Annotated in this window: 23 protein-coding genes; 7 read left to right on the forward strand and 16 right to left on the reverse strand. The window is 71.7% G+C overall.

The annotated features are described in order from the left end of the window. Positions 1 to 240 precede the first annotated feature (240 nt). Positions 241 to 1548 (forward strand): M20/M25/M40 family metallo-hydrolase, encoded by a 1308-nt coding sequence (locus tag ACQGNW_RS02890; protein WP_426661557.1) that lies wholly within the window; start codon positions 241 to 243, stop codon positions 1546 to 1548. Positions 1549 to 1667: 119 nt separating this feature from the next. Continuing rightward, positions 1668 to 2588, forward strand: coding sequence for a DUF2167 domain-containing protein (locus ACQGNW_RS02895; protein WP_426661558.1), 921 nt, complete (start codon positions 1668 to 1670; stop codon positions 2586 to 2588). A 47-nt stretch (positions 2589 to 2635) separates the two neighbouring features. Here the strand turns inward: ACQGNW_RS02895 and ACQGNW_RS02900 are convergent, their stop codons facing one another. Continuing rightward, positions 2636 to 3421 carry a helix-turn-helix domain-containing protein gene (locus ACQGNW_RS02900; protein WP_426661559.1) on the reverse strand — a complete coding sequence of 262 codons (786 nt, stop codon included), beginning with the start codon at positions 3419 to 3421 and terminating at the stop codon, positions 2636 to 2638. On the opposite strand from ACQGNW_RS02900, the gene ACQGNW_RS02905 reads away from it, so the two are divergent. Then, positions 3414 to 4046, forward strand: a complete 633-nt coding sequence (locus ACQGNW_RS02905; protein WP_426661560.1) for a flavin reductase family protein — start codon at positions 3414 to 3416, stop codon at positions 4044 to 4046. The two genes, ACQGNW_RS02900 and ACQGNW_RS02905, sit on opposite strands and share 8 nt — an antisense overlap. Before the next feature lie 40 nt (positions 4047 to 4086). On the opposite strand, the gene hrpB is transcribed toward ACQGNW_RS02905, so the two are convergent. The 12 genes from hrpB to gspE all read right to left on the reverse strand — a co-directional run bounded on the left by hrpB (position 4087) and on the right by gspE (position 18072). After that, positions 4087 to 6594 (reverse strand): ATP-dependent helicase HrpB, encoded by a 2508-nt coding sequence (hrpB, locus tag ACQGNW_RS02910; RefSeq protein WP_426661561.1) that lies wholly within the window; start codon positions 6592 to 6594, stop codon positions 4087 to 4089. A gap of 42 nt (positions 6595 to 6636) precedes the next feature. Continuing rightward, positions 6637 to 9285, reverse strand: a complete 2649-nt coding sequence (gspD, locus tag ACQGNW_RS02915; protein ID WP_426661562.1) for a type II secretion system secretin GspD — start codon at positions 9283 to 9285, stop codon at positions 6637 to 6639. A 3-nt stretch (positions 9286 to 9288) separates the two neighbouring features. After that, the gene (locus ACQGNW_RS02920) at positions 9289 to 10011 is read right to left on the reverse strand and encodes a hypothetical protein (protein WP_426661563.1); all 723 of its coding nucleotides are present in this window, start codon (positions 10009 to 10011) and stop codon (positions 9289 to 9291) included. Next, complete coding sequence (gene gspM, locus ACQGNW_RS02925; protein ID WP_426661564.1) at positions 10008 to 10673, reverse strand: type II secretion system protein GspM; 666 nt, start codon at positions 10671 to 10673, stop codon at positions 10008 to 10010. Before gspM ends, ACQGNW_RS02920 begins: the two co-directional genes overlap by 4 nt. After that, positions 10670 to 11836 (reverse strand): PilN domain-containing protein, encoded by a 1167-nt coding sequence (locus ACQGNW_RS02930; protein WP_426661565.1) that lies wholly within the window; start codon positions 11834 to 11836, stop codon positions 10670 to 10672. Before ACQGNW_RS02930 ends, gspM begins: the two co-directional genes overlap by 4 nt. Beyond that, a complete protein-coding gene (locus tag ACQGNW_RS02935; protein WP_426661566.1) occupies positions 11833 to 12693 on the reverse strand; it encodes a type II secretion system minor pseudopilin in 861 nt (286 codons plus the stop codon). The genes ACQGNW_RS02930 and ACQGNW_RS02935 overlap by 4 nt, the downstream gene beginning before the upstream one ends. After that, positions 12690 to 13358, reverse strand: a complete 669-nt coding sequence (locus tag ACQGNW_RS02940; RefSeq protein WP_426661567.1) for a prepilin-type N-terminal cleavage/methylation domain-containing protein — start codon at positions 13356 to 13358, stop codon at positions 12690 to 12692. Before ACQGNW_RS02940 ends, ACQGNW_RS02935 begins: the two co-directional genes overlap by 4 nt. Further along, positions 13355 to 13789 (reverse strand): prepilin-type N-terminal cleavage/methylation domain-containing protein, encoded by a 435-nt coding sequence (locus ACQGNW_RS02945; RefSeq protein ID WP_426661568.1) that lies wholly within the window; start codon positions 13787 to 13789, stop codon positions 13355 to 13357. The genes ACQGNW_RS02940 and ACQGNW_RS02945 overlap by 4 nt, the downstream gene beginning before the upstream one ends. Before the next feature lie 83 nt (positions 13790 to 13872). Further along, positions 13873 to 14373 (reverse strand): GspH/FimT family pseudopilin, encoded by a 501-nt coding sequence (locus ACQGNW_RS02950; protein ID WP_426661569.1) that lies wholly within the window; start codon positions 14371 to 14373, stop codon positions 13873 to 13875. 10 nt (positions 14374 to 14383) lie between these two features. Beyond that, on the reverse strand, positions 14384 to 14809 hold the full coding sequence (gspG, locus tag ACQGNW_RS02955; RefSeq protein ID WP_426661570.1) for a type II secretion system major pseudopilin GspG: 426 nt from the start codon (positions 14807 to 14809) through the stop codon (positions 14384 to 14386). A 47-nt stretch (positions 14810 to 14856) separates the two neighbouring features. Next, on the reverse strand, positions 14857 to 16074 hold the full coding sequence (gene gspF / locus ACQGNW_RS02960; protein ID WP_426661571.1) for a type II secretion system inner membrane protein GspF: 1218 nt from the start codon (positions 16072 to 16074) through the stop codon (positions 14857 to 14859). 261 nt (positions 16075 to 16335) lie between these two features. After that, a complete protein-coding gene (gene gspE, locus ACQGNW_RS02965) occupies positions 16336 to 18072 on the reverse strand; it encodes a type II secretion system ATPase GspE (protein ID WP_426661572.1) in 1737 nt (578 codons plus the stop codon). Positions 18073 to 18273: 201 nt separating this feature from the next. On the opposite strand from gspE, the gene ACQGNW_RS02970 reads away from it, so the two are divergent. The 4 genes from ACQGNW_RS02970 (at position 18274) to ACQGNW_RS02985 (ending at position 24242) form a co-directional block, all read left to right on the forward strand. Further along, complete coding sequence (locus tag ACQGNW_RS02970; protein ID WP_426661573.1) at positions 18274 to 19068, forward strand: TatD family hydrolase; 795 nt, start codon at positions 18274 to 18276, stop codon at positions 19066 to 19068. Positions 19069 to 19276: 208 nt separating this feature from the next. Next, positions 19277 to 19819 (forward strand): RNA polymerase sigma factor, encoded by a 543-nt coding sequence (locus ACQGNW_RS02975; protein WP_426661574.1) that lies wholly within the window; start codon positions 19277 to 19279, stop codon positions 19817 to 19819. 5 nt (positions 19820 to 19824) lie between these two features. Beyond that, a complete protein-coding gene (locus ACQGNW_RS02980) occupies positions 19825 to 20892 on the forward strand; it encodes a FecR family protein (protein ID WP_426661575.1) in 1068 nt (355 codons plus the stop codon). 341 nt (positions 20893 to 21233) lie between these two features. Continuing rightward, positions 21234 to 24242 carry a TonB-dependent receptor gene (locus ACQGNW_RS02985; protein WP_426661576.1) on the forward strand — a complete coding sequence of 1003 codons (3009 nt, stop codon included), beginning with the start codon at positions 21234 to 21236 and terminating at the stop codon, positions 24240 to 24242. A gap of 48 nt (positions 24243 to 24290) precedes the next feature. Here the strand turns inward: ACQGNW_RS02985 and ACQGNW_RS02990 are convergent, their stop codons facing one another. The 3 genes from ACQGNW_RS02990 to ACQGNW_RS03000 all read right to left on the reverse strand — a co-directional run bounded on the left by ACQGNW_RS02990 (position 24291) and on the right by ACQGNW_RS03000 (position 26378). Next, the gene (locus ACQGNW_RS02990) at positions 24291 to 25037 is read right to left on the reverse strand and encodes a class I SAM-dependent methyltransferase (RefSeq protein ID WP_426661577.1); all 747 of its coding nucleotides are present in this window, start codon (positions 25035 to 25037) and stop codon (positions 24291 to 24293) included. A 29-nt stretch (positions 25038 to 25066) separates the two neighbouring features. Continuing rightward, complete coding sequence (locus ACQGNW_RS02995; protein WP_426661614.1) at positions 25067 to 25603, reverse strand: rRNA large subunit pseudouridine synthase E; 537 nt, start codon at positions 25601 to 25603, stop codon at positions 25067 to 25069. Positions 25604 to 25715: 112 nt separating this feature from the next. Next, on the reverse strand, positions 25716 to 26378 hold the full coding sequence (locus ACQGNW_RS03000) for an NYN domain-containing protein (protein ID WP_426661578.1): 663 nt from the start codon (positions 26376 to 26378) through the stop codon (positions 25716 to 25718). Positions 26379 to 26466: the final 88 nt, after the last annotated feature.

The following is a 26466-nucleotide window of genomic DNA, read 5'->3' on the forward strand; positions in this document are numbered from 1 at the left end:
ATGGCCGCACTGCATCGCCAGGCCAATCCGATCCTTCCGGCACACGCGCCTGCGGCAGCCGGCACGCAATTGCGATACCGTGCCCGCCGTCACGCCGAACCGCCGGCGAGCGCCCCGCCGAACGCGAGGCGCGACCCACCTTCTGCACGGGGAACCATCACGATGCCTCGAATCCCGTCCGCATGGTGCTGGCTTGCCCTGGGCACTGCCTTGCCCGCCATGGCTGCCGGGCTACCGGCGATGCCCCGCGAACAACCCGCGCTGCATGCGCTGGCCACCGCCCCGAGCGAGACGGAGCTGCGCGCCACCATCACCGCGCTGGTGGGCTTCGGCACCCGCCACACGCTGTCCGACACCAGGTCCGACACACGAGGCATCGGCGCCGCGCGGCGCTGGGTGAAGACGCGCTTCGAGGCGATCTCGCGCGATTGCGGCGGCTGTCTCGAGATCGTCACACCCTCGCAGGTGTTCAGCGGCAAGCGCATCCCGCAGCCGACGGAGGTGATGGATGTGGTGGCGATCAAGCGCGGCAGCACCGATCCGCAGCGCGTGATCGTGATCACCGGCCATCTGGACTCGCGCGTCAGCGACGTGATGAACGCCAGCAGCGACGCACCGGGCGCCAATGACGACGCCTCCGGCGTGGCCGCGCTGATCGAGGCGGCGCGGCTGCTGTCGAAACAGGACAACCGCGCCACCCTGGTGTTCGCCGCCTTGTCGGGCGAGGAGCAGGGCCTGTACGGCGGCAAGGTGCTCGCCGACTACGCAGTGGCGCACGGCTGGCAGGTGGAGGCCGAGCTCAACAACGACATCGTGGGCAACAGCCGCGGCCAGAACGGCGTCATCGACAACACCGTGGTGCGGGTGTTCTCCGAAGGCACCAAGAGCAACGAGACACCCGCGCAGGCGGCCTACCGCCGCTACCACGGCGGCGAGGTGGACTCCCCCTCGCGCAACCTCGCCCGCACCATGGCGGCGCTTGCCGACCAGTACATGCCCGACTTCCGCGTGCGCATGGTCTACCGCACCGACCGCTACGCCCGCGGCGGCGACCAGGTGCCGTTCCTCGAAGCCGGCTACCCGGCAGTGCGCGTCACCGAGGCGCACGAGGACTACACGCGCCAGCACCAGGACCTGCGCACGCAGGACGGCGTGCGCTACGGCGACACCATCGACGGCATCGACTTCCGCTACCTCGCCCGGGTGACCGCGCTCGACGCGATCACCATGGCCGCGCTGAGCCGCGCGCCAGCGCCGCCCACCGGCGTGGACGTCCACGGCGCGCTGGCCACCGACACCACGCTGGACTGGCGCACGGTGCCGGGCGCGGCGGGCTACCGCGTGCACTGGCGCGACACCACGGCGCCGCAATGGCAGCACGCGCGCGCGGTGGGCGACGTGGGCCACGCCGTGCTGCAGGACGTGGTGATCGACGACTGGTTCTTCGGCGTGTCGTCGGTTTCCGCCGACGGCTACGAAAGCCCGGTGGTGTTCCCCGGCTACGCCGGCAGCTTCGAGCGGTCGCCGGCCGCGAAACCCGGGCACTGAACCCACGCTGGCGTCGCCGCACTCCGCCCTGTAAAAAGCCTTTGCGACGCACCGAGGGGGAGCGCCGCGGCGCCGCCGGCTGGCCGCGCATCCATGGACGACACTGGGGAGAACACCGCATGAAATGCAAATTGCTGCTGCCGGCGCTGGCGCTGCTGGCGGCTTTCGCCTGCCCCGCGCCGGCCGGCGCCGCCGACGCCCCGGCCGCATCCGCCGCCGACCGTGCCAGGGCCTTGGTCGACAACCTGCACCCGCTGTCCGGCGACGTCGCCGTTCCCGGCGCCCAGGCCACGCTGCAGCTGAAACCCGGCTACGGCTTCCTGCAGGCCGCCGACGCCCAGCGCGTGCTCACCAAGCTGTGGGGCAACCCGCCGGACGACAAGGTGCTGGGCATGATCCTGCCTTCCACCGATCCCGCCACCGTAATGGACGGCCATGCCTGGGCCGTGGTGGTCACCTATGTCGACGACGGCTACGTGTCCGACGAGGACGCGAGCAGGATCGACTATGACGAGCTGCTCAGGAACATGCAGAAGGCTACGCAGGCGCGCAACGCCGAGCGCGTCAAGCAGGGGTATCCCGCGGTCGAACTGCTGGGCTGGGCCGAGCCGCCGCACTACGACGCCGCCAGCCACAAGCTCTACTGGGCGCGCGACATCGAGTTCAAGCGACCCGACGGCAGCATGGGCGGGCGCACGCTGAACTACGCGATCCGCGTGCTCGGCCGGCAGGGTTACCTCTCGCTCGACGCGGTGGCCCCGATCGGCGAACTTGCCAAGGTGCGCGCCGACATGCCGGCCGTGCTGGCGATGACCGATTTCGACGCCGGCCAGCGCTACGCCGACTACAACCCCAGGACCGACAAGCTCGCCGCCTACGGCATCGCCGCGCTGGTCGCCGGCGGCATCGCGGCCAAGGCCGGCCTGTTCGCCAAGCTCGGCGTGATCCTGCTGGCGCTGAAGAAATTCATCATCCTGGGCGTGGCCGCAGTGGCCGCCGCGTTCCGCAAGCTGTTCAAGCGCAAGCCGGCGCAGCGCTGAAACCGGCGCAGCGGCGCGCGGGCGCGAAGCGCCCCGCCCGCGCGCCGCTACGCGTCCAGCCGCACGCCCAGCTGTGCCAGGCGGCGCAGGCCGTCGGGGCTGGGCAGCAGCGCGCGGCTGCGGCTGACGCGGCGCAACCAGCCGGCATCCAGCATCGCGTCGGTGAGCGCCACGCCCAGCGGGCCACCCACGTGCAGGCGGCGCTCGGTCCAGTCGAGGCAGCCGCGGCCGCGCAGACGCAGCAGGCGTTCGGCGGGCTGTGCCTGCCAGCCCGCGTCCACCAGCGCCTCGATCGCGGGTGGCTGCAGCCGCAAGCCGTCGCCGGCCGTCCGCAGCCAGCCGCGATCCAGCCACGCCGCACACATCGCCACGCCGAGCTCGCCGGCCAGGTGCCGGTAGCAGGTGCGGGCGCGGCACAACGCCGGATCGCTGCCTTGCGGCCGCGGCACTTTCGGTGCGCGCGGCAATGCCATCGCCTCCAGCCACGCCGCCACGTCGTCGTCGGCCAGCCGGTAGTAGCGGTGGCGGCCCTGCTCCCGCACGGCCAGCAGGCCACCGTCCAGCAGGCGCTTCAGATGCGCACTGGCGGTAGCCGCACCGACGCCGGCGACGCGCGCCAGCTCGCCGGCGGGGCGGGCGCTGCCGTCCAGCAATGCCAAAAGCATCGCCGCGCGCGCGGGTTCCGCCAGCAGGGCGCCGAACTCGGCCAGCTGGTAGCGGTTGGGCATGTCGGCGCGGTTCATGCGCGCAGTGTAGTGCCCGCCCTGCGCGCTGGTTTCGCCACGCGGCGAAACATCCGCCGCAGCGTCCGCCGACACTGCCGGCATGGACATTTATCACGCTCCCGACACGCTGCAGATCCACCCCTCGATCCTGTACTTCGGCACGCCCGTGCTGCTGGTCACCACGCGCAATCCGGATGGCTCGGCCAACATCACGCCGATGTCGTCGGCCTGGGCGCTCGCCGACCGCGTGACGATCGGCCTCGCCGGCGGCGGTCAGGGCCTTGCCAACCTGCTGCGCGAGCGCGAGTGCGTGCTCAACCTGGCCAGCGAGGCAATGCACGAAGCGGTGGAGCGACTCGCACCCACCAGCGGCGCCGATCCCGTACCGGCGTGGAAGCGCGGCTATCGCCACGCGGCGGACAAGTTCGCCCTCGCCGGCTGGCACGCACTGCCTTCCGCGCTGGTGGGCGCACCGCGCATTGCCGAGGCACCGCTGCAACTGGAAGCGCGCGTGCTCGATGCGATCGAGCGCCCGCTGGAGGCCTGGCGCGGCAATGCCGACGGCTACGTCACGCTGGAGCTGGAGGTGTGCCGGGTGCACGCGCATGCCGACATCGTGGTGCCTGGCACCTCGCACATCGACCCGCGCCGCTACCGGCCGCTGCTCTACGTGTTCCGCCATTATTACGGCGCGGGACCGGCGCTGGGCCGCACGTTCAAGGCCGAGGTGTAGGCGACCCTGCAGCAAGTCGCCGCACCGGGCGCATGCCGGATCAGGTGCCGCGCGGCTTGGCCCGGTGGGTAGCCGTGGCGGTCCACGGGTCGTCGGGCCATGGGTGCCTCGGATAGCGTCCCTTCAGCTCCTTCTTCACCTCGGGGTACGTGCGCTCCCAGAAGCCGCGCAGATCCTGGGTGACCTGGATCGGCCGCCCCGCGGGCGACAGCAGATGCAAGGTCACCGGCACGCGACCGCCGCCCACGCGCGGCGTATCGGCGAGGCCGAACAGTTCCTGCAGCTTCACCGCCAGCACCGGCGGCACGTCCGGCGCGTAGTCCAGCCGGCGCGTCTGGCCGCTGGGCACCGTGAGCGCATCGGGCGCCTGCACATCCAGCGCCTGGCGCTGCGCGTGGTCGAGCGTGGCCGACAGCGCCTGCGAGAGTTCCTCCGCGCCCAGCGCGTCGAGCCGGCGCTTGCCGCTGAGGTAGGGCGCCAGCCAGTCCTCCAGCGTGGCGAGCAGGTGTGCGTCGGAGACGTCGGGCAGGCCCAGCTCCGGCATCCAGCCGCGCAACGCCTGCAGGCGCAGGCGCAGGCGGCGCGCGTGCTCGCTCCACGGCAGCGCATCCAGCCCCTTGCTGCGGACCGCCGCCAGCAGCGCGGGCAGCGCATCCTCCGGCTGCACCGGCACGCTGCGGCGCTCCAGCACGATCGCGGCGTAACGGTATTCCTCGAACGCTTCCACGGCGTCGCGCGCATCGTTCCAGCGCAGCGCGCGTTCGCGCACGAAGCGTTGCGGGTAGGCGCGCTCCAGCACGCGCGGGTCGAACGGCGCCGCGGCGAGGATCAGGCTGTCGCGCGCCTCGAGGCGCAGGTCGAGCGCCACCAGCCACGGCTCGCCGAGCAGCGCGGTGTTGTCGTGCAGGCGCGCACCGCGGCCGTTGGCCAGCGTGTAGCGCAGGGGATTGGCCTCGTCGCGGCGTGCGATGCGGTCGGGGAAGGCGTGCAGCAGCAGGTCACCCACGGCATGGCTGTCCGGCGTGCCGCTGGCAGCGCTGCGCACGTCCAGCCGGCGGCGCCAGCCTTTCGCGGCCTGCTCGATCGCCGCCAGCGCGCCGGCATCGGCGCCGTGGCCGCGGCGATCGCGCCAGGCGTGCAGCGCGGCCACGCGCATGCGGAAGTCGTCGCTGCGCGCCTGCTCGCCACGCAGCGGCGGACGTGCCTCCATCAATGCCAGCAGGTCGGCCACCAGCGGCAGCAGGTTTTCCGGCGCGCGCAACGCGGCGGCGCCCAAGCGCGGCGTGGCTCCCAGCGCCAGCATGCGCCGGCCCAGCGCGCCGATGCGGCCGTCGGCGTCGAGCGCGCCGAGGTCCGTCAGCAACGTGCGCGCCTGCGCCAGCGCGCCGGGCGGGGGTGCGTCCAGCCACGGCAAGGTGTCGCTGCCCCATGCCGCGAGCTCCAGCGCGAGGCCGGAGAGTTCCGCCTGCGCGATCTCCGCCGTGCGCGCCGGCTCGAGCCGTTTGCTCTGCGGCCACAGGCGATACGCCGTGCCCGCCGCCACGCGCCCCGCACGACCCGCGCGCTGGTCGGCCGAGGCCTGCGAAATGGCCACGGTTTCCAGGCGCGTGAAGCCGGAATTCGGATCGAAGCGCGGCTCGCGTGCAAGGCCCGCGTCGATCACCGCGCGGATGCCCGGCAGGGTGACGCTGGATTCGGCCACATTGGTCGCCAGCACAATGCGCCGCGTGCCGGGTTCGGCGGGCGCCAGCGCCCACTGCTGTTCGGCCAGCGACAGTTCGCCGTGCAGCGGCACGACTTCGAGACGCCCTCGCCTCTCCCGCGGAGAGAGGGTCTCTTCGAGAATCGCCTGCGCCCGCGCGATCTCGCGCCGCCCCGGCAGGAACGCCAGCACGTCGCCGTCGTTCTCGGCCAGCGCCTGCCTCGCCACGCGGGTCAGATGGTGCTCCACGCTCTCCTGCGTGCGGGCCGGCGGATGCTCGATACGCACCGGGAAGCTGCGGCCCGGACTGGTGATCCGCGGCGCATCCAGCCAGCGCGCGATGCGCTCGCCGTCCAGCGTGGCGGACATCACCACCAGGCGCAGGTCGGACCGCAGCGTGGCCTGCACGTCCAGCGCCAGCGCGGCACCGAGATCACCGGCGAGATGACGCTCGTGGAATTCGTCGAACAGGATCGCACCGATGCCGGCCAGCTCGGGATCGTCCTGGATCAGCCGGGTGAGGATGCCCTCGGTGACCACCTCGATGCGCGTGCCCGCCCCCACCTTTGATTCGAAGCGGATGCGGTAGCCCACCGTCTGCCCCACGTCCTCGCCCAGCTGCCGTGCCATGAACTGCGCGGCGGCGCGTGCGGCGATCCGGCGCGGCTCCAGCAGCACGATCTTGCCGCCGCCCAGCCACGGCGCCTCAAGCAGGGCCAGCGGCACCTGGGTGGTCTTGCCCGCGCCGGGCGGCGCCTCCAGCACCAGCCGCGGCGTCGCGGCGAGCGACGCACGGATGTCGGGCAGCAGCGGGGTGATCGGAAAGGTCGGAGCGGCGGAACTCATCGCGGCGATGATAGCGCCCCGCCCCGCACGGCAAGGCTTGCATCACGGGCTGGCGCCACACTGCTTCACCCACTCGCGCGCGGTGCGCGCGCCGGCCGGATCGCCGGTCCTGTCGCGCACCTGGGCCACCACCTGCCAGTTGCGCGCGCACAGCCCACCCTTGTGCGTGCCGGCGCGCCAGGACTTCATCGCCAGATCCTGCGCGTCGTGATAATCGCCCTTGCCCAGCGCGGCCTCGGCCTGCTGCTGCAGCTGCTCGGCCGGGCTGGCCAGCGGCATGGTGGTGGCCGCGGCGGGTACTGCCGCGGGGGCGGCGGTGCTAGCGGGCGGCGCAACCTCCGGCGCCACGCCCGCCTGCCGCTCGGCCCGCAGCGGCTTCAGCGATTCGAAACCCTTCTGGTAGTCGTCGGTGATCTGGCGCGCTTCTTCGCTGTTGCGGATCACGCGCGGGGTGATCAGCACGATCAGTTCCGTGCGGTCGCGGTTGCGGCTGGTGGTGCCGAACAGGCGGCCGAGGATCGGGATGCGGTTGAGGCCAGGCACGCCGTTGTCGTCGATGCCCTCGTTCTGCTGGATCAGGCCGCCCAGCAGCACGGTCTGGCCGCTCTGCACCGCCACCTGGGTCTGCATGCTGCGGTCGGAGATGGTGTAGTTGCCGTTGGCATCCTTGGTGGTGGGATTGCTCACTTCCTGGCTGACGTCGAGGTAGACGAGGCCGCCCGGGTTCACGCGCGGCACCACCTTGAGGATCACGCCGGTGTTGAGGTACTGCACCTGGCCCAGCGTGCCGATGGTGGTGGTGCCGGTGCCGAGGCCCGGCGTGATGTAGCTCTGGTTCACCGGCACCTGGTTGCCCACCTGGATGCTGGCCGGCTGGTTGTTCATCACCACCAGCGAAGGTGCGGACAGGGTCTTGGTGTTGCCGCTGTCCTCCATCGCGCGCACCGCCACCTGCATCTTGCTGTTGATGAAGGAATAGAACAGCGGCTCGCCGCCGAACGCATTGCCGCCGCCGCCCAGCGCTACCTGGCGATGGCGGTAGGGTTGCCCCGGGGTGATCACGGTGTTGCCGTTGCTGTCCGTGCTGGTGGTGCTGCCGGTGAGGCCCTGCAGGTACCATTGCACGCCGAACTGGAACTGTCCGGTGAGGCGCACCTCGAGGATGCGCGTTTCGATCTGCACCTGCAGCGGGATCGTGTCCAGCCGCTTGATCGCCGCCTCGATCTCGGCCCACTGCGAAGGCCGCGCACGCACTAGCAGCTGGTTGTTGGCGTCCACCGAACCGATGCGGATGCTGCCATCCTGCGAAACGTACTGCTGGTCCTGGCTGGCCGCATTGGGGTTGCCGTAACCGGTGGACGACAGCGCGCCGCCGGACAGGCCACCCGGCCGGTTGCCGCTGTTGCCGAGGCCACCGATGCCGTTGCCGATGCCGCCCAGGCCGCCGCCTGCAGTGTTGCTGCTGCCGAAGCTGCCCGCCGTGCTGCCCATGCCGCTGGCCGCGCCGCGCGCGTTGTCGGCGCCGCCCAGCGTGCCGGAGGTGAGTCCGGGCCCGACTTCGCCGCCGGAGCCGCCGCCGCTGCCGCCGCTGGCGTAGATCTGCGCCAGGTACTTCGCGAGGTCGGAAGCCTTGATGTTGCGCACGTCGTACACGTAGAGCTGCGGCTGGTTGCCGCCGCCCTGGTCGATGCGCGCGATCCAGTTGCCCACTTCGTCCACGTAGTTCGGCTGCGTGCTGATCACCACCAGCGCATTGGTGCGCTTGATCGGGATGAAGCGCAGCATGCCGGCGAGCGGCGTGTCGCCCTTGGAGCCGAACATCTCGTCCAGCTTGGGCATCAGCTGCTCCACGTCGGCGTGCTGCAGGTTGAACACGCCCACCGACATGCCGCGCAGCCAGTCCACGTCGAAGGTCTGCACGGTGCGCTGGTAGTTGGCCAGCTCCTCCGGCGTGCCGGACATCACGATCACGTTGCGGGCGGGGTCGACCAGCAGCACCGCGTCCGGTCGTGCGAACGGCTTGATCAGCTTCTGCATCTCGCTGGCGGCGATGTAGTGCAGCGGGAACAGCCGCGCCTGCAGGCCGCCGGCCGGTGCCGCCGCGCCGAGGCTGGGCACCAGGTTGCCGCCCACCGCTTCCTTCGCCGGCAGCACCACGTAGCTGCCGTTGCGCTCGACCAGCGCGTTGTTCGTCCACGACAGCAGCGTCTCCAGGATCGGCAGCGCCTGGCTCGCGTCCACCGGCTCGGCGGTGGAGAAGGAGATGTTGCCCTGCACACCGGGCACGATGGTGTAGTTCTTCTTCAGCAGGTCGCCCAGGATCGCCTTCACCACCGCCTGCACGGGCTGGTTCTCGAAGTTGAAGGTGACGCCGTTGGCGCCGGCCGCCGACGGGCGCGGCGTGGCCAGCCCGGTGGCGTGCACGAACTGGCCGCTGCCGCGGCTGACCTGCGGCAGCGCACCGGCGTTGGCGGTGGTGGTGGTCTGGCCGTTGTTGAGCGGCAGCGGTGCCGGCACCGGTGCGTGGGTGCCGGCCATCGCCTCGCGTTGCAGGGAGGCGTCGTCCGATTGCGGCGGCAGGCTGGCGCAACCGGCCAGCAGGGTGAGCGCCGCCAGCGCCGCGGCGCGCGGCAGGCCGGACCAAAGGCGGGCGGATGTTCGCGAACGTGCGAAGGCGGGCTGGCGGGACATGGATCAGTGGGCTCCTTCGTGGTTCGCGGCCTGGCCGGCGGCGCGGCGTTGCAGGATCGCGGCCTTGAGTTTACGCAGGCGATCGAGTTGCTGCGGGCTGTACTGGGGCGGCGGCGCCATCCGCGGCGCGCCGTTCCGGTTCAGCGGCTCCACCCGCTGCACGCTGTCGGCGCCGGCCGGGCCGGCGGCCTCCCTGGGCGCACCCGCGGGTACCGCGGCGGGCGCGGGCGCCGCCTTCGGGGCGTCGATCGGCGCGCCGGCAGGCAGCTTCAGTTCGGTGCGGCCCTGCGCGGAATCGAGGACCACCGAGCGCGGCTTCACCTCGACCAGGCTGAGGCTGCCGTCGGGCAGCGACTGCCCCTCGCGCAGGCGCAGCTCCTTGTCGCCGTTCTTGTCGTGCAGCAGCGCCATGTGCAGCTGCGGGGTGAGGATGATGCCGGTCAGCGCCAGGTCGCCGAGGCTGCTGCCGCCGCTGGCCGCGTGCGCCTCGGGCTTGCGGTCGGGGCTGAACAGCGATTGCTGCCACACCGGCGCGAATTCCGCCAGCGGCACCGACGTGGGCAGGCTGGCGGGCCGGTTGGACGCGGGTGGCAGGCGTGCGGCGCGCGGTGCGTTCCAGCGCACACCACGGCCGAGCCCGGCCAGCAACGCCAGCCACAACGCGCCCAGCAGCAGCGCGAGGATCACCAGGGCCGGGGTCAGCCGGCGTTGGCTGGCGGCGTTCATGGCATCGCTCCCGTCGCGTCGGCGGCGCCGTCCGGCGCGGGCGACGATGCGGCGCCCGCAGGCGCGGTGTTGGCGGGACGCACGTAGCCGGACAAGGTGAACTGCACTTCCAGCGATGGCCCGCTGCCCTGCCGCGCGGTCACCGGGTTGCGGTAGATGTTGAGGCTGTCCACGAACAGGTAGGGCGTGCCCTGCTCCAGCGACTGCAGTACCCCCACCAGCGGCTCGATGTCGCAGCTGAGGTTGATGCTCGCCGCCGCCTTGCGGTAGGGCTCGCCCGCGGCCACCTGCGGGTTGGGCACCGGCATCTTCTGCGTCACCGTGCAACTGCCGCCTTGGGTGTGTGCGCCCACCGCGTCCACCACGCGCTGCATCAGGTCGGCGGTGGCGGTGTTCGGGTCGTCCTCGGGCAGGAACGCGCTGCTGGCGGCCCGGCCGGCGCCCAGCGCAGCGATGCGCCGCTGCAGCAGCGGCTTCTCGGCGATCGCCGCGGCATAGCGGCTCTGGGTGTCGCGCAGGTCGTCCATCTGCGCGGCGATGTCGCGCAGCGGCGCCACGAACCACCAGTGCAGCAGCAGGAAGTAGGCCAGCAGCAGCGCCAGCAGCAGCAGGCCGACCGCCGCGATGCGGCTGTCGCGCGGCGAGAGTTTCAGCGTCTTCACGGCGCGCTCCCGCCGGCGGCCGGCTGGGTGGCGCCGGCATGTTCCGGCGCCGGCTTGTGCAGCTGCGCCACCATGTAGAAACGCTCCTTGCCGGTGGCCGGATCGGACTGGATGCTGCCCTGGAAGTTCGCATTGTCGAGCAGCGGCGACCCCTTCAGCAGATCGAGCAGCTTCGCCGCCTGCGGGCTCTGGCCCTGGAAGCCGACCTGGCCGTTGTCGTCGAGGCTGAAGCGCTCCAGCCACGCGCTGGACGGCAGCCGCCGGGTGAGGTCGAGCAGCACGCCGAGCGTCGTGGCGCGCTGCGCCTTGCGCTGCGCCAGGAAACCGGCCGCGCCGGCGTCGTCCTGCAGCTGCTTGCGCAGGTTCGCCACCTGTTGCGCCTCGCCGTGCATGGCCTCGACCTGCGCCTGCATCTGCGCCAGCGCGCTCTCGCGGTTGCGCAGCCAGCTGCCCATCGAGAGCAGCAGCAGCAGCACGCAGGCAGCCGCGAGCAGCAGGTTCAGCCGCAGCCGCGGGCGCGTGCGATGCGGCGCCTGTCCGGGCGGCAGCAGGTCGACGCCGAGGCGGCCGGCGTCCTGCGCCAGGTCCACCGCGTCGACCGGGATGCCCAGCACGTGCAGCCGCTCCAGCAGCGGGTCCAGCGTGTCGCGGCGCACCGCCAGCAGTTCCACGGCGCAACGCCCGGCCGCCGCCGGCTGCGCCAACTCGCGCACGGCGTAATAGACCTGTGCCGCGCTGAACGGGGTCTGCCGGTCCATCTCGAACGCCGCCACCTGGCGCAGGTTCGCGCGCGCCGCCAGCGGCAGCTGCAGCGTACGCCGCAGCACCGCCGCGGCCGGCAGCAGCAGCGCCAGCCGGCGATCCTCGCGCTCCACGCCCTGCCAGGCCGTCGCCAGTTCCGCCTGCTGCGCGACCGCGTCGAGGCTGTCGCTCCAGCGCGCCAGCGGTTCGGCCTGCCCGCTGCGGCGCAGCCGCCAGTCGCCGCCTGCGTGTTCCAGCAGGTGCCAGCTGGCGCCCTCGCCCAGCAGGCTGCGCCAGCGCGGCGGCAGCAGCGCGCGCAGCTCGCCGCCCCACCACGCGAAGAACGCCGGCAGCGGCGAAGCCCGCCAGCCGCGGCGCGTTTGTTCCAGCAGTGGCCGCAGCGACTGCATCCCCGCACTCATTCTTCGTCGCCCTCCTGCCAGCGCAGCACCCTGTACGGCTGCGCGGTCATGCCCCCCGCCTGAAAGCGTACCGTGGCGCGGATCACCGCGCGCGTGCCGTCGGCCAGCACCGCCTCGGCGCGGATGCTGTGCGTGATGCCGCCGCCGATCGCCGGTGCGGCCTCGCGGCTGTTGCGCTCCCGCGCCGCCTTGAGCGCCTGCAGCTGCTGCGGATCGAGCCCGGGGATCGCGGCCAGCGCGAGTGGCGGCGCGGTATTCGGATCGGGAAAAGCCTGCCCGGACCAGATCGTGATGACCGGCTCGATCTTGCGGTACAGCTGCGGCGTCATGCCCAGCACCAGCTGCAGCTCCTGCAGGCTGGCGAACGGGCCGTGGCGCGGGCCGTAGTCGCGGCCGGCCGCCGCGTAGGCGGCGCGGTCGTCCGCGAGCTCGATGCCGGGACGGGGAAAGCTGCGCCACGCCACCACGCGCGCGGCCAGTTCGTTCGCCGCGGCGATGTCCAGCCCGGCGGCGTGGAACAAGCGCTGCAGCACCTCGGGCGTGGCCGTGTTGAGGTCCACCTTGCCGCCCTCGTCGGTCACCGCCACGCTGACCGCGGCGCCGTCGAAGCGGAACGGATAGACGCGGCCGTCGCCCACCCAGCGCCGCAAGGGGAGCGGATCCTCCACCGCGTAGATCGCCCGCATCACGCCCGCCTCCGCGGCGTAGTGGGCACGCGTCTGCGCGAACTGGTAGCGCGTCTGCAGCGCCTGCGTGCGTGCCAGCACGGCGTAACCGCCGAGCAGGATCGCCAGCAGCGTGCATGCCCACAGCACCAGCAGCAGGGCCACGCCGCGTTGCCGCACGGGCCGCCTCATGGCGCCCCTCCGGCCGGCAGGCTGCCCGGCAACAGGCCGACCCGGCCTACCACCGCCGAGGCGTCGACCCGCAGCGGCACGTCCAGCTCCGGCCAGCCGTAGCCACCGTGCGGCTGCAGGCGGATACGCACCAGTTGCGGCAGGCGGCTGCCGTCGGTCCAGTCGCCGCTCCACGGCAGCTGGCGGTTCTGCGCATCGCGGCCACGGTAGCCGAAGCTGCCGCCCTTGAGGTGGTCAAGCAGCACCTGCGGCTTGCCCAGCGGCTTCGGCGGCTGGTTGTCCGGCGGCAGCAGGGCCAGGCTCAGCTCCAGCCGCTGGCCGTCCTTGCCGCCGTCCACCAGCCGCAGCACCTGCAATTGCGGGCCCAGCTTGCCGAGGTAGCCCGGCAACGGCGCCACGTAGCGCATCTCGTGTTCGCTGCCGGCGAACAGGATCGGCCGCCCGCGGTCGTCGCGGCCGATCGGCTGGGCCAGCGCCTGGGCCAGCTCGCGGCGCAGGAAGCGTTGCGCCGAACCGATGTCGTCCATCCGCGCGATCGCGGCGCTGCCCGAGCGCACGCCGTGGATCGCGCTGCGCACGCCGCCGTACACGCCCACCAGCAGCAGCGCCAGCAGCGCCAGCGCGCCCAGCACCTCCAGCAGGGTGAAGCCGCGCTGGCGCGTCATGGCGCGGCCCCGTCCGGTGCCGTCGGCGCGCCCAGCCGCAGGGTGCTGAAATGCGCGACCTGCGGATGCGCCGCGCTGCCCCAGCTGACGGCGAGGTCAAGCCGGTAGAGCTGCAGCAGCGCGCCGCGCGGGCGTGGGCCGGGCGGATTCCACGGCGTCACGTCCAGCTGCCAGCGGTAGGCGTGGTCGAGGACGCCGCTGCGCTGCCCGGGCCGCAGGGGCTCGCCTACGTACGCGCTGTCGAGCAGGCTGCGGGCCCGCAACGCCACCTCGTCGTGCACGGCCGCGTTGCGCGACAGCGCGATCGCGCCGCCGGCCACCTTCATCAGCGCGGCGAAGGCGATCGCCAGCAGCAGCATGGCGGCGATCACCTCCAGCAGGGAGAAACCCCGCTGCCGGGAACGGGAAACCGCGGATCCGGCGTGGCGCAAACCGCCAGCGCGGGCAACACGACGCCTGCGGGATCCGAGTTCCGAATCCCGTATCCCCGACCCCGCATGGCGTATCCCGGACTTCACCGCTTCGCCACCTCGTCCACCACCGCCACCTGCCCGGTGAGCCACGACACGTTGATGCGCCATTGACGGCGGCCGCTCTGCAACGTGATGTGACCGCCGGTGGAGCTGCCGTCGGGGAAGAAGCGGATGCGCCCGGTGTGCTGGTTCGGGCGGTCCTCCAGCGCGCTGGTGACCGACAGCTTCAGCCCCTTGGGCAGGCGCACGTCCTTGCGCTTCGCGTCGCTGTAGGTGCCGGCGCGCAGGTCGACGTCGAAGTGCTGTTCCTTGCCCTGTACGATCGCCTGCGCCCGGGTGGCGCGCAGCGCAGCGGCGATCTCGCCGCTGGCCGCGTTGATGCGCGCGCTGGCCAGCCCCTGCGTCACCGACACCGACACCGCCGCCGCCGCGATGCCGATCAGCAGGATCACGACGAGCATCTCCAGCAGGGTGAAGCCGCACGCACGCCGCCCCGCATGCGGGAGTGCGGACGATCCCACCTGGCGAGCTACCCGACCCATGCCTGCGTGCCTACTGCCAGTTGCCCACGTCCTTGTCGTAGCCGTCGCCGCCGGGCTTGCCGTCGCGGCCGTAGAAGATCAGGTCGAAGTTGCCGTGCTCGCCGGGGTACTTGTAGCCGAACGCGTGCTGCCAGGGATCCTTGAGTTCGGACTCCTTCGCATACGGCCCTTGCCAGTTCGGCGCGTTCGCGGGCTTGGTCACCAGATCCCCCAGTTGCTGCGGCGGCGTGCCGTTGTCCAGCGCATAGTTCTCGATCTTCTGGCCCAGGGTCACCAGCTGGGCCTTGCCGGCGCCGTACTTGCCCTTGTCCATGTTCTTGCCGACCTGGGTCACCACCACGGCGCCCACGATGCCGATCAGCACGATCACCGCGAGCATTTCCAGCAGGGTGAAGCCACTCGCGCGGCGTCGGATTCGGATGTGTCTGTGCTGCATGGTGTGGCCTCGTGGCATCGTCGGAATCGGGAATCGGGAATCGGGCGCTACTGGATATTGCTGGTGAGGCTGAGCAGCGGCAGCAGGATCGCCGCCATGATGAAGCCCACCAGCACGGTCATCACCACGGTGAGCGCGGGCACCAGCGCGGCGAGCAGGCGGTCGATCGAGCGGCGGCTCTCCAGCTCGAAGGTGTCGGCCACCTTGAGCAGCATGCCGTCCAGCTCGCCGGCCTCCTCGCCCACCTGCACCATCTGCAGCGCGAGGCGCGGGAACACCTTGGTCTGCGCCAGGGCGAGGCTGAGCCCGGAGCCTTCCTTCACCTGCTCGTGCGCCTGTGCCAGCGCCTCGTCCAGCGCGCGGTTGGCGGTGACCTGGCGCGCGATGGACAGCGCGCCGAGCAGCGGCACGCCGTTCTTCAGCAGCGTGCCCAGCGTGCGGGCGATGCGTGCGGTCTGCACCTTGAGCAGCAGCGGGCCGGCCACGCGCAGGCGCAGCACGCGCGCATCCCAGGCCAGCCGCGTCGCGGGATCGCGCAGGCGCGCGCGCAGCACGAACACACCGCCGGCGATCAGCAGCAGGATCAGCCACCACCACGCCTGCAAGGCATTGCCCAGCGCCAGCACCAGCTCGGTGACCCACGGCAGCTGCACCTGCATGTCCTGGAAGATCGGCACGAACTGCGGCACCACGTACGCCAAGAGCAGCACCAGCGAGCCCAGCACACCCACCAGCAGGAAGGCCGGGTAGATCAGCGAGTTGATGATGCTGCCGCGCAGCTGCTGCGAGCGTTCAAGGTAGTCGGCGAGCCGGCGCAGCGTCTCCTCCAGCGAGCCGCCCGCCTCGCCCGCGCGCACCAGCGCGACGTACAGCTTCGGGAACACCCCGTGTTCCTCGTCGAGCGCCTGCGACAGCGGCATGCCACCGCGCACGCGGTCGCGCACGCGCTCGATCAGCTTCTTCGCGCGCTCGCCCTCCGGCAGGTCCATCAGGATGCCGAGCGCGCGGTCCAGCGGCTGGCCCGCGCCGAGCAGGGTCGCCAACTGGTGGGTGAACTGCGCGAGCTGGTCGCCGGTGAACGCGCCGCGCTTGAACAGCGCCGCGAAGCCGGAGCCGCCGCCCATCGCGTCGGCGGGCTGCGCCTCCAGTGGTGTGTGGCCCTGGTCCTGCAGCCGCGCCACCACCTCGTCGACGCTGGCCGCCTCCATCTGGCCTTGCAGCAACTCGCCGGTTTCGCTGACGGCTCTATATCTGAATTGACTCATGGGACTCGATGCCCCCAGGCCTCGACGACCCCGAACGCAAGCGAACCCGCCCGGCACGTTTGCCCCCCCTCCCCTCCGGGGCACGCGGGGAGTGGCCACGGATGGCTGCAGCTTCGAGGAGCGAGGAGAGGGTTGGGGTGAGGGGTCACTCTCGCGGCAAGCCCGCTCTGGACATGCCTCGAGGCAAGCACCCGCCCCTCACCCCGGCCCCCTCCCCGCAGGGGAGAGGGAGTTATTCCTCGCAATGAGGGAAAGAGCAGGTCAACCCTCCTGCGTGACACGCAGCACCTCCTCCAGCGTGGTGACGCCGGCGAGCGACTTGGCGATGCCGTCCTCGTACATGGTGCGCATGCCCTCGGCGCGGGCCTGCTTCTCGATCTCGCCGGCGTCGGCGCGCTGCATGACCAGGCGGCGCAGCGGGTCGCTCATCACCAGGAACTCCATGATCGCCTGGCGGCCGCGGTAGCCGCTGGGGTTGGCGGCGCTGGAGCCGGGCTTCCACAGCCGGATGGGCCTGCCACCCGCGTATTTCTCCAGCTCGAACTGGGCGGTCACCTCGGGAGAGGGCTCGTAGGGCACCGCCGTCTCCGGATCGAGCCGGCGCACCAGCCGCTGCGCCAGGATGCCGTTCACGGTGGAGCCGAGCAGGTAGTCCTCCACGCCCATGTCGAGCAGGCGGGTGATGCCGCCGGCCGCGCTGTTGGTGTGCAGCGTGGACAGCACCAGGTGGCCGGTGAGCGCGGACTGGATCGCGATGCGGCAGGTCTCCAGGTCGCGCATCTCGCCGATCATGATCACGTCAGGGTCCTGGCGCACGATCGAGCGCAGCGCCGCGGCGAAGTCCAGCCCGATCTGCGGCTTGGCCTGGATCTGGTTGATCCCCTCGATCTGGTATTCGACCGGGTCCTCGACGGTGATGATCTTCACGTCGGGCGTGTTGATCTTCGACAGCGCGGTATACAGCGTGGTGGTCTTGCCCGAGCCGGTGGGGCCGGTGACCAGCAGGATGCCGTGCGGCCGCTGCAGCACCTCGACGAAGCGCGACTGGAAACTGTCGGTGAAACCCAGCGAGGCGAAATCGAACACCACCGATTCGCGATCCAGGATGCGCATCACCACCGACTCGCCGAAACTGGTCGGCACGGTGGACACGCGCAGGTCCAGCTCCTTGCCCTGCACGCGCAGCTGGATGCGGCCGTCCTGCGGCAGGCGCCGCTCGGCGATGTTGAGCTTGGCCATGATCTTCACGCGCGAGATCACCGCGGCGGTGCTCGATGCCGGCGGCGCCTCCACCTCGTGCAGCACGCCGTCGATGCGGTAGCGCACCTTCAGGCGGTTCTCGAACGGCTCGATGTGCACGTCCGAGGCGCGCTGTTCCACCGCGCGCTGCAGGATGAGGTTGACCAGGCGGATCACCGGCGCCTCGCTGGCAAGGTCGCGCAGGTGCTCCACGTCGTCCACCTCGCTGGCGCCGCCGTCGATGTTCTCCACGATGGTGCCCATCGCGGAACGGCCGCTGCCGTAATAGCGTTCGATCAGGTCGTCGATCTCCGAGCGCAGGCCGATGCGCAGCGCCACCGGACGGCCCGCCGCCAGCGTCACCGCCTGCAGCGGGTACGGGTCGGCGGGATCGGCCATCACCAGCGCGAGACCGCCGTCGCCGTCGCTCACCGGTACCACGTGCTGCTGCTTGAGGAAACGCAGCGAGAGCTCGAGATCGGGCGGCGCGAGTTCCGGCGCCTCGCGCGCCGCCAGCATCGGCACGCCGAGCAGTTCGGACCACGCCTCGGCCAGCTCGCGCTCGTTGACCAGACCCAGCCGCGCCAGCAGCGCGGTAAGGCTGCCCTCGGTGGCTTCCTCGTGCAGGCGGCGCGCCCGGACCAGGTCGCCGTCCTTGAGGCGGCCTCGTGCCACCAGCAGCGCACACACCGCCGCCTCGCGGTCGTCGGCGACCGCCCGGGACCCTCCATCCTGCGCCGGCTGGATGACTGCCGACATACGCCCACCCCGCTCGTGAATTGCCGCTTGTCCGTAGTAGAACGCCTTTCCGGCCGTACCCCCCACGTGCGACCGGCGAGCCTGCATAGGTAGCACAACGGCGAAGCGGCTGGCGAGCGCGGCGCGGCGGCCCCGTGTCCGGCAACCGGCTTGCCGCCTTGTTCCACTCTGGGACAATGGCGTTTTCCACCGGGTTCCCCCATGCAACTGGTCGACATCGGCGCCAACCTCGGCCACGAATCCTTCCGCCACGACTTCGACGCGGTGCTGCAGCGAGCGCGGGAACACGGTGTGGGCCGGATGATCGTCACCGGCGCCTCGCGCGAGGGCAGCGAGCACGCGCTGGCGCTGGCGCATGCGCATCCGGGCGTGCTGTGGGCCACCGCCGGCGTGCATCCGCACCACGCGGTGGACTACGACGACGCCACCGACGCGCAGCTGCGCGAGCTCGCGCAGGATCCTGCGGTGCGTGCAGTGGGCGAGACCGGGCTGGATTACCACCGCAACTACTCGCCGCGCGAGACGCAGCTGCGCGCGTTCGAGCGCCAGCTCGCGATCGCGGCGGAACTGGGCAAGCCGCTGTTCCTGCACCAGCGCGATGCGCACGGGGACTTCGTCGCCCTGCTGCGGCGCTGGCGCGACAGGGTCCCCGCCGCGGTGGTGCACTGTTTCACCGACAGCCGCGAAGCGCTCGCCGACTACCTCGCGCTGGACTGCCACATCGGCATCACCGGCTGGATCTGCGACGAGCGCCGCGGCACCCATCTGCGCGAGCTGGTGCGCGGGATCCCCGCCAACCGGCTGATGATCGAGACCGACGCGCCCTACCTGCTGCCGCGCACCGTGCGGCCGCAACCCTCGCACCGGCGCAACGAGCCGATGTACCTCCGGCACATCTGCATGGAGATCGCGCGCGACCGCGGCGAAGCGGCGGAAACCACCGCGGCGCACAGCACGGCGACCGCAGAGGCATTCTTTGGCCTGCCGCCCGCCTGAACGAATCATGCCCGGCCGATCCGCGGCCTGCCCGGAGGAACCGGCCGTGCCCGTGGCCGGCATCCGGCGCAGCTCCAGGCCCGGCACCCGAAACTGAACGCCTGCTGCGGCGCGGGTTGCGCTGCGCCTGCGCCATGCCGCACATTCCCCCGCCGGGGAGAGGAAAACCGTCCGAAGCATGCGCAGTCCTCAGGACAATACGTCGGCCGTGTCGCTGACAGTGCCGGAAGCGGCCGCGGATGCGAGCGTTTTCGACGCGTTCGTGCGCGAGCACCGCCGCCCGCTGCTGCAGTTCCTGCGCTCGCGCACGGCCACCGAACAGGACGCCGAGGACGTGCTGCAGGAAAGCCTCGCGCGACTGTTGCGCTACCGCGACCGGGAATCGCCCGACGCGTGGAGGGCCCTGCTCTACCGCATCGCCGCCAACGTCGCGCACGACCAGTACCGCGCCGCCACCAGCCGGCGCAGCAGCGAGCACGTGCCGCTGGACGACCTGCCGCTGGTGGCGGACGAGCACACTCCCGAGCAGCGCGCCGCCTACGACCAGCAGGTGGCCCGCCTCAGCGAGGCGATCCTGTCCCTGCCCCCCAAGTGCCAGCGCGTGTACCTGCTCAAGCGGGCGCACGGGCTCAGCCGCGACCAGATCGCCGCGCGCTGCGGGATTTCAGTGAAAATGGTGGAAAAACACATCGCCACGGCCATGGCCTTGCTGCGTCGCAAGGTAGGCGATTCCTTCGCGGATACGTTTTGACAGACATGGGTACAGGGACCACATCGAAAGCGACGACCGGCAGCCGCCCCGGCGAGGCCGAGCTCTGGTTCGCGCGCATGCTCGAACCGGACATCTCCGCCGCCGAGCGCGCCGCTTTCCAGCGCTGGCACGATGCCGACCCTGCCCATGCCGCGGCCTGGCGCGAACTGGACCAGCTGTGGCGGCAGAGCGCCGACGCCGTGCGCCATCCGGCGCTGGCGGCGGCCGCCTGGCGCGCCTTGCACGAGGAACCGCCCGCACCCTGGTACCGGCGTATCCGTTTCCTGCTGCCGGCGGTGGCCGCCGTGGCCAGCACGGCCGTGGCGGTACTGGTGCTGCTGCCGCGCTGGCGCGCCGGCGAGGTCCCCGCGGCCGGCGTCGCCTACCAGACATCCACCGGCCAGCAGCGCAGCATCCGTTTGGCCGACGGCACCACCGTGACGCTGGACGCCCAGTCCAGCCTGCTGGTGCGCTACGACGGGCAGCAGCGCCGGGTGGACCTGCTGCACGGACGCGCCCAGTTCGCGGTGCGCCACGATCCGCGGCATCCCTTCGCGGTGCATGCCGGCAACGGCGTCGTCACCGACATCGGCACGGTGTTCCAGGTGCGCACGGATGCGGATTGCACCAGCGTCACCCTGCTCAAGGGTGCCGTGGATGTTGCCGCCGCCGCGCCTGACCATGCCACCGAGCGGGTGTCGCTGAGCCAGGGCGGCAATCAGGTGTGGTTCGGCCGCGATGGCCGCATCTCGCCACCGCAGCCGGCCGACCTGCAGGCCGCCGAGGGCTGGACCGAGGGCAAGCTGTTCGTCCACGACTGGCGGCTGCCGGAGCTCCTTGGGGAGATGAACCGCTACAACCACCTGCAGATGGCGATCGGCGATCCGTCCCTGGCCGGTCTGCGCGTCAGCGGCGTGTTCAATGCCCACGATCCGCAGACGCTGCTGCAACTGCTGCAGAAGGGCTGGCCGGTGCAGGCCCGCTACGTGAGTGCCAGCCGCGTACTGCTGCTGCCCCCGCAGCAGACCGGCGCGGCCGCGAAACAGGCGGGCACCCAGCCGAGCCGCGAATGAGCGGACCACCCAGCCGTCCCGAGGCTGAAGGTGATCCATGACACGGTCGGTACGCCAGCGACTGCAATATCCTGCACACCCGGAATCCCTGCAGCCCGAGCGGCAGCCGTGCGCACCGGACATGCCTCCGGCAGGCCCGGCCCCCGGTGACCGGCGTGCTCCTCGCCCGCCGGGGCGCCCCGATCGTCTTCGGCCGGGGGCGTCCGCGGCATGATCGTATGATGCAGGTGCATGACCGCCCGGGCGGACATGCCGTACCGCTGAAGCAAGGCAGACTCGGGGGCTGCATGCGTGCGAGGCGCGCAAGTACGACGAAAGGGACACTGCCGTTGCTCCGGGTCGTGGCATACCTGCTGGCCCCCCTCGCGCTGCCCGTGCTCGCCGACGCGCCTGCGGCCGTCGTCCGACCGGTGCCGCAACATGCCTATGCCATCCCGCCCGAGCCCCTCGACCAGGCCCTGGATGCACTGGCGGTGCAGGGCGGCGTGCAGGTGGCCTACGCGCCGGGGCTGGTAGCCGGCCGGCGCACGCGCGGCCTGACCGGCCGCTTCAGCCCCGACGAGGCGCTCGCGCGGCTGCTGGCCGGCACCGGACTGGGTTGGCGCGACCTGGGCGGCTCCAGCTTCGTGCTGCTGCCGGGGCCGCCGCCTGCCAGCCCGCGCGTCGTTCCGCTGCGCGCGCCCGTGAAGAAGGCCGTGGTGCCCACCTTGGCCACGGTCTCGGTCACCGGCACGCTGATCGGCAATGCCAGCGTGCAGACCGCCACCCCGGTGCTCACCCTCACCGCCGCGCAGATCCAGGCGCGCGGCTTCAGCAGCGTGTCCGAGGCGCTGCGCAACATGGTGTTCGCCACCGGGTCGGTGCAGGGGCCGCAAACCGCCGGCTCGTTCACCCAGGGCGCGCAGCCCATCAGCCTGTTCGGGCTCAGCCCGCAGTTCACCCTGGTCCTGGTGGACGGCAAGCCGCTGGCGCGGTTCGGCCGCCCCTACAACGGCACCACCATCGCCGCCAGCGTGACCAACCTGCCGCTGTCGATGGTCGACCACATCGACGTGATGGCCGGCGGCGGCTCGGCGATCTACGGCTCCCAGGCGATCGGCGGCGTGATCAACATCGTCACTCGCTCGCGACTGCACGGCGGCGCGGTGGAACTGCACGCCGGCCACTACCCGGCCGGTGGCGGCGCCAGCCAGCGCATGACCTTCAGCTGGGGCCGCACGCTGGGGCGCTGGGAGATCGTGGGCGCACTGGAGTTCTCCAACGCCGATCCGATCTGGGGTTACCAGCGCCCGCTCACCGACGGCACCGGCCCGCAGCACCGCACGCCCCCGGTCCAGGCCGGCATCCTGGACTACGGCACGCCGGCGGGCTTCGACGGCTACCCGCACGGCCACCTCGATCCCCCCGCCGGCTGCGACGACAACCTCTTCGCCGGCAGCACCATGCTGGTCGGCAGCGGCACGGGCGATCGCTATTGCGGTTCGCCGCGCCGTGACGCCTGGCGCACCTACAGCAACCGGGAGCGCAGCTACGACGGCCTGCTGAAGCTGCGCTACCACCCGAGCGAGCGGTTGCGGCTGTATGCCGACGCGATGTGGAACTGGCAGCAGCAGCGCTGGTATCCGGGCCCGACATACTGGACCTCGGACAGCCTGCCGGGCGGCGCCATCGAAGATGCCGCCAGCGGCCGGATCCTCTACCCGGAACGGGTTTTCGCGCCCGAGGAAGTGCCTGGCGGCGCCTGGGGCCAGATGGCGCGCCAGCGCGACCAGCTTTACCAGGTCGACCTGGGGGCGAACGGCAACTTCGGCAACTCCGGCTGGACCTGGGACCTCTACCACCTGCGCAGCGGCGACAACACGCACGTGGACGAGCCGCTGCTGGTCACGCCGCGCGTGAACCGCTTTTTCGACGCCCTGCTGGGTGCCACCGGCACGACCGACCCGGCCAGCGGCCTGCCGCTCTACCGCAGCGACTACGCAGCCTTCTTCGGCGCCATCACGCCCGCCCAGTACGCCAGCTTCGCGCAGTACGCGAGCGAGGCCAGCGACACCCGTCTCGACGCCACCCGTCTCACCGTGGGCAACACCGCCTGGTTCAGCCTGCCCGGCGGCGACGCCGGCTTCGCCGCGCTGGTCGAGGCCGGCGGCGAAGCCTGGCACGAGCCGCTCGATCCGCTGTTCCTGGCACAGCTGGCGTACCAGCACACCGCGTCGGGCGGGGGCGGCCATCGCCCGCATGCCGCCGCTGCGTTCGAGCTGAACCTGCCGCTGCTGAAGCCACTGACCCTGGACCTGTCCGGCCGCTACGACCGCTACGGCGATCCGGTCCGCGCCAGCCACCGCTACACCTACCGCGTAGGCGTGGAATACCGCCCGTTCGACACCTTGCTGCTGCGCACGAACTACACCACCGCCTTCAAGGCACCGGACCTTTCCGCGCTGTTCATCAGCCCCTCGGGCTACTACGCCACGGTGACCGACTTCTACCGGTGCGCGCTGGCCGGGGCTGCCGACTGCAGCGCGTATGCCTATCCCGTGCGCGGCACCACGCTGGCCAACCCCGCGCTCAAGCCCACCGACGCGCGCAGCTGGTCGCTCGGCGCCGCCTGGTCACCCACCGCCCGGCTGGACCTCAGCATCGACTATCTCCACATCGCCATCCGCAACGAGGAGGCGATGCAGAACGTGGACCTGCTGTCCTTCGACGAAGCCCGCTGCCGGCTCGGCCTGCTCGATCCGGCGTCGGCGTACTGCCGCGCGCTGACCAACCCGGTCGACGGCCAGGTCCGGCGCTCGACGCCGGGCGGACCGATCGACAGCATGACCACCACCTACGTCAACCTGTCCAGCGAGACGGTGCGCTCGATGTTCGCCGCGCTGCGCTACCGCTTCGCGCCCACCCGCCGCGGCAGCTTCCGCCTGGAGTTGGACTACAGCGGCCAGATCCACCACGACATCCGCTACGCGACCGGCCTGCCGCTGCAGGTGCAGGTCACCGGCCCGCACGACATGTTCACCGGGGCGCTGGGCTGGACCAGCCCGGGCGGCGCCTGGACCAGCACCTTGTACGGTCGCCGCTACGGCACCTCGCCCAACCAGGCGACCGTGCTCCACGGCGCGGGCTATCCGGGCGCGGCGCGGCTGCACCCATGGGTCACCTTCAACTGGACCCTCGGCTACGAACCCGCGCGCCGGCTTGCGTTCCTGCTCGCGCTGGACAACCTTGCCAACAAGATGCCGCCGCACGACTCCACCTTCGGCAGCTATCCCTACTTCGACGACCAGAACTACGACATCTACGGCCGCCAGATCATGCTGCAGGCGCGGCTGCTCTTCGACGCCCGCTGACTGACGCCGCGCACACGCGTCCCGCCCGCGGCGCAGGGAAGCGCGGGGCTACCCGACCCGCCCCACGCGGACGATGAAGGGCCAGCGCACCGCGCGCACCTGCGCGGGATCGCCCCAGGCGGCGGCGAGCTCCGGCGCCGCCGCGCCCACCGCATCGCTGCCGGTGCGCCGCGCATGCCGCTGCGCGGCCGACCACGAGCGCAGGTAGGCGAGGAACTGCGCGAGGTTCCAGTCCGCGCGCATGACGAACGTGGGCGCGTCCACGCGCTCGAACGGAAACGGCAGGTCGCGGTAGCCGGCGTCCACCAGCGCGCGCTCGGGCGGCCAGTCCGGGCCCAGCGTGCCGGCGTAGAGCCGGCGCTCCACCGCGTCCACCGCGCGGCTCACGCTGCAGTTGCCGTAGGCGGAGACCGCCAGCAGCGCGCCGGGTTTCGCCACGCGGCGCACCTCGGCGTGGAAGGCGTCAAGGTCGAACCAGTGCAGCGCCTGCGACACGCCGACCAGGCTCGCGCTGCCCGCGGCGAGCGTGCTGCGCTCGGCCGGTTCCACGCGGTAGTCGATGCGCGGATGCGCGTCGGCCGCGGCGATCTGCGTGGCGCTGGGGTCGCTGGCCACCACGCGTTCGAAATGCGCGGCGAGGCCGCGGCTGGCCTGGCCGTTGCCGCAGCCGGCGTCCCAGGCCAGCGACAGGTCGGGCGCCTGCGCGGCGAGCCAGTCGAACCAGTCGGCGGGCGGCAACGGGCGGGCGTCGCGGTACAGCGCGGCGTGGCCGGAGAAGTGGTCCTTGAACTCCATGCGGTGACTCCGTGGGGAACGGCGCCGCATTATCGCGCCAGCACGCGCACGTGACCGGGCGCCAGCCCGTCCAGCGCATGCTCGCCGATGCGCACGCGGATCAGCCGTAGCGTGGGGAAGCCCACCGCGGCGGTCATCCGCCGCACCTGGCGGTTGCGGCCCTCGCGCAGGGTGAGCGTGAGCCAGCTGGTGGGGATGTTCCGGCGGAAGCGCACCGGCGGGTCGCGCGGCCACAGCCATTCCGGCTCCGTCGCGTGCACGGCCTGCGCCGGCAGGGTGGGCCCGTCGTTGAGCGGCACGCCACGGCGCAGCGCCGCCAGCGCCTCGTCGGTGATCGCGCCGTCCACCTGCACCAGGTAGGTCTTGGGCTGCTTGTGGCGCGGGTCGGCCAGACGATGCTGCAGGCGGCCGTCGTCGGTGAGCAGCAGCAGGCCTTCGCTGTCGTGGTCCAGGCGCCCGGCCGCGTAGACGCCCGGCTGCTTCACGTAGTCGGCCAGCGTGGGCCGGCCCTGCTCGTCGGTGAACTGGCACAGCACGCCGTAGGGCTTGTTGAGCGCGATCAGCACAAAACCATGCCTCGTCATGTCCGCAGGAAATGCACGCCATGTCTGGCCTGCCGCCCATCAGGCACTTCGCCCGACGGATGGAGCCGGGTCCGGGCATGCGCCGGCCCTCGCCTCAGAACGGCCGCGGGCACACCGACTGCAGGCCGTCGATGTGCTCGTGCAGGTCGGAGGCGATGCCCTGCCACATCGGGTCGAGGATGAAGTCGATGCCCTCGCGCCGCGCGAGCTTGGCCGCGGGGATGAAATCCGCGTCGCCGGCCACCAGCACGATCTGGTCCACCTGCTGCTTGTAGGCCAGCGCGGCGATGTCGATACCGATCTTCATGTCCACCTGGGTCTGGCGCATGTCGGGCTCGAAGTGGTCGTCGCGCAGGTCTTCCCACTTCAGGCCGCCCTCGCGCAACTGCTGCAGGGTGGCGTATTTCAGCTTCCATTCGCCGCGTTCGGCGAGCCGCCCCAGCCGCAGCGCCATCTTGCGCTGGCGGCGCAGCTGCTCGTGCAACTCGCGGCGGAACGCGGCGGCGCCGCTCCTGCCGAAATCCACCGTGTCGCCGCTGATCGGCCGCACGAAGGTCTTGTCCAGCGGCGGGCAGTCGTAGAAGAAGATGCGGTACAGCGATTCGCGCGGGCGATCCAGCGCCTTTAGGTGTTCCAGCGCCATGCCGAACACGGTCTTGGCCACGGTGCGCGCGTCGTTCGCGTCGCGCTCGCCCCACACCTTGCGGTAGCGGGCAAGGAAGAAGGCGCCGTCGACGAGGATGGCGGTGCGTTGCATACGAGATCCTTATGGGTGGAGCGCGATAGGAAGAAATGATGTGCTGCGCGTACTGGCCGCCCGTCGACATTTTACGCAAGGGCGGCGC

This window comes from Rhodanobacter aciditrophus (assembly GCF_050026795.1).
In the GTDB taxonomy this organism is placed as follows: Bacteria; Pseudomonadota; Gammaproteobacteria; order Xanthomonadales; family Rhodanobacteraceae; genus Rhodanobacter_A.

Bases quoted from the DNA above. Each gene is read 5' to 3' on its own strand.
- ACQGNW_RS02935 (WP_426661566.1), bottom strand. From the start codon at position 12,693: ATGAGGCGGCCCGTGCGGCAACGCGGCGTGGCCCTGCTGCTGGTGCTG.
- ACQGNW_RS02980 (WP_426661575.1), top strand. From the start codon at position 19,825: ATGGGTACAGGGACCACATCGAAAGCGACGACCGGCAGCCGCCCCGGC.
- ACQGNW_RS02900 (WP_426661559.1), bottom strand. From the start codon at position 3,421: ATGTCCATGCCGGCAGTGTCGGCGGACGCTGCGGCGGATGTTTCGCCG.
- ACQGNW_RS02895 (WP_426661558.1), top strand. From the start codon at position 1,668: ATGAAATGCAAATTGCTGCTGCCGGCGCTGGCGCTGCTGGCGGCTTTC.
- ACQGNW_RS02905 (WP_426661560.1), top strand. From the start codon at position 3,414: ATGGACATTTATCACGCTCCCGACACGCTGCAGATCCACCCCTCGATC.
- gspG (WP_426661570.1), bottom strand. From the start codon at position 14,809: ATGCAGCACAGACACATCCGAATCCGACGCCGCGCGAGTGGCTTCACC.
- gspF (WP_426661571.1), bottom strand. From the start codon at position 16,074: ATGAGTCAATTCAGATATAGAGCCGTCAGCGAAACCGGCGAGTTGCTG.
- ACQGNW_RS02940 (WP_426661567.1), bottom strand. From the start codon at position 13,358: ATGACGCGCCAGCGCGGCTTCACCCTGCTGGAGGTGCTGGGCGCGCTG.
- hrpB (WP_426661561.1), bottom strand. From the start codon at position 6,594: ATGAGTTCCGCCGCTCCGACCTTTCCGATCACCCCGCTGCTGCCCGAC.
- ACQGNW_RS02890 (WP_426661557.1), top strand. From the start codon at position 241: ATGCCCCGCGAACAACCCGCGCTGCATGCGCTGGCCACCGCCCCGAGC.
- ACQGNW_RS02990 (WP_426661577.1), bottom strand. From the start codon at position 25,037: ATGGAGTTCAAGGACCACTTCTCCGGCCACGCCGCGCTGTACCGCGAC.
- gspD (WP_426661562.1), bottom strand. From the start codon at position 9,285: ATGTCCCGCCAGCCCGCCTTCGCACGTTCGCGAACATCCGCCCGCCTT.
- ACQGNW_RS03000 (WP_426661578.1), bottom strand. From the start codon at position 26,378: ATGCAACGCACCGCCATCCTCGTCGACGGCGCCTTCTTCCTTGCCCGC.
- ACQGNW_RS02930 (WP_426661565.1), bottom strand. From the start codon at position 11,836: ATGAGTGCGGGGATGCAGTCGCTGCGGCCACTGCTGGAACAAACGCGC.
- gspE (WP_426661572.1), bottom strand. From the start codon at position 18,072: ATGTCGGCAGTCATCCAGCCGGCGCAGGATGGAGGGTCCCGGGCGGTC.
- ACQGNW_RS02920 (WP_426661563.1), bottom strand. From the start codon at position 10,011: ATGAACGCCGCCAGCCAACGCCGGCTGACCCCGGCCCTGGTGATCCTC.
- ACQGNW_RS02950 (WP_426661569.1), bottom strand. From the start codon at position 14,373: ATGGGTCGGGTAGCTCGCCAGGTGGGATCGTCCGCACTCCCGCATGCG.
- ACQGNW_RS02970 (WP_426661573.1), top strand. From the start codon at position 18,274: ATGCAACTGGTCGACATCGGCGCCAACCTCGGCCACGAATCCTTCCGC.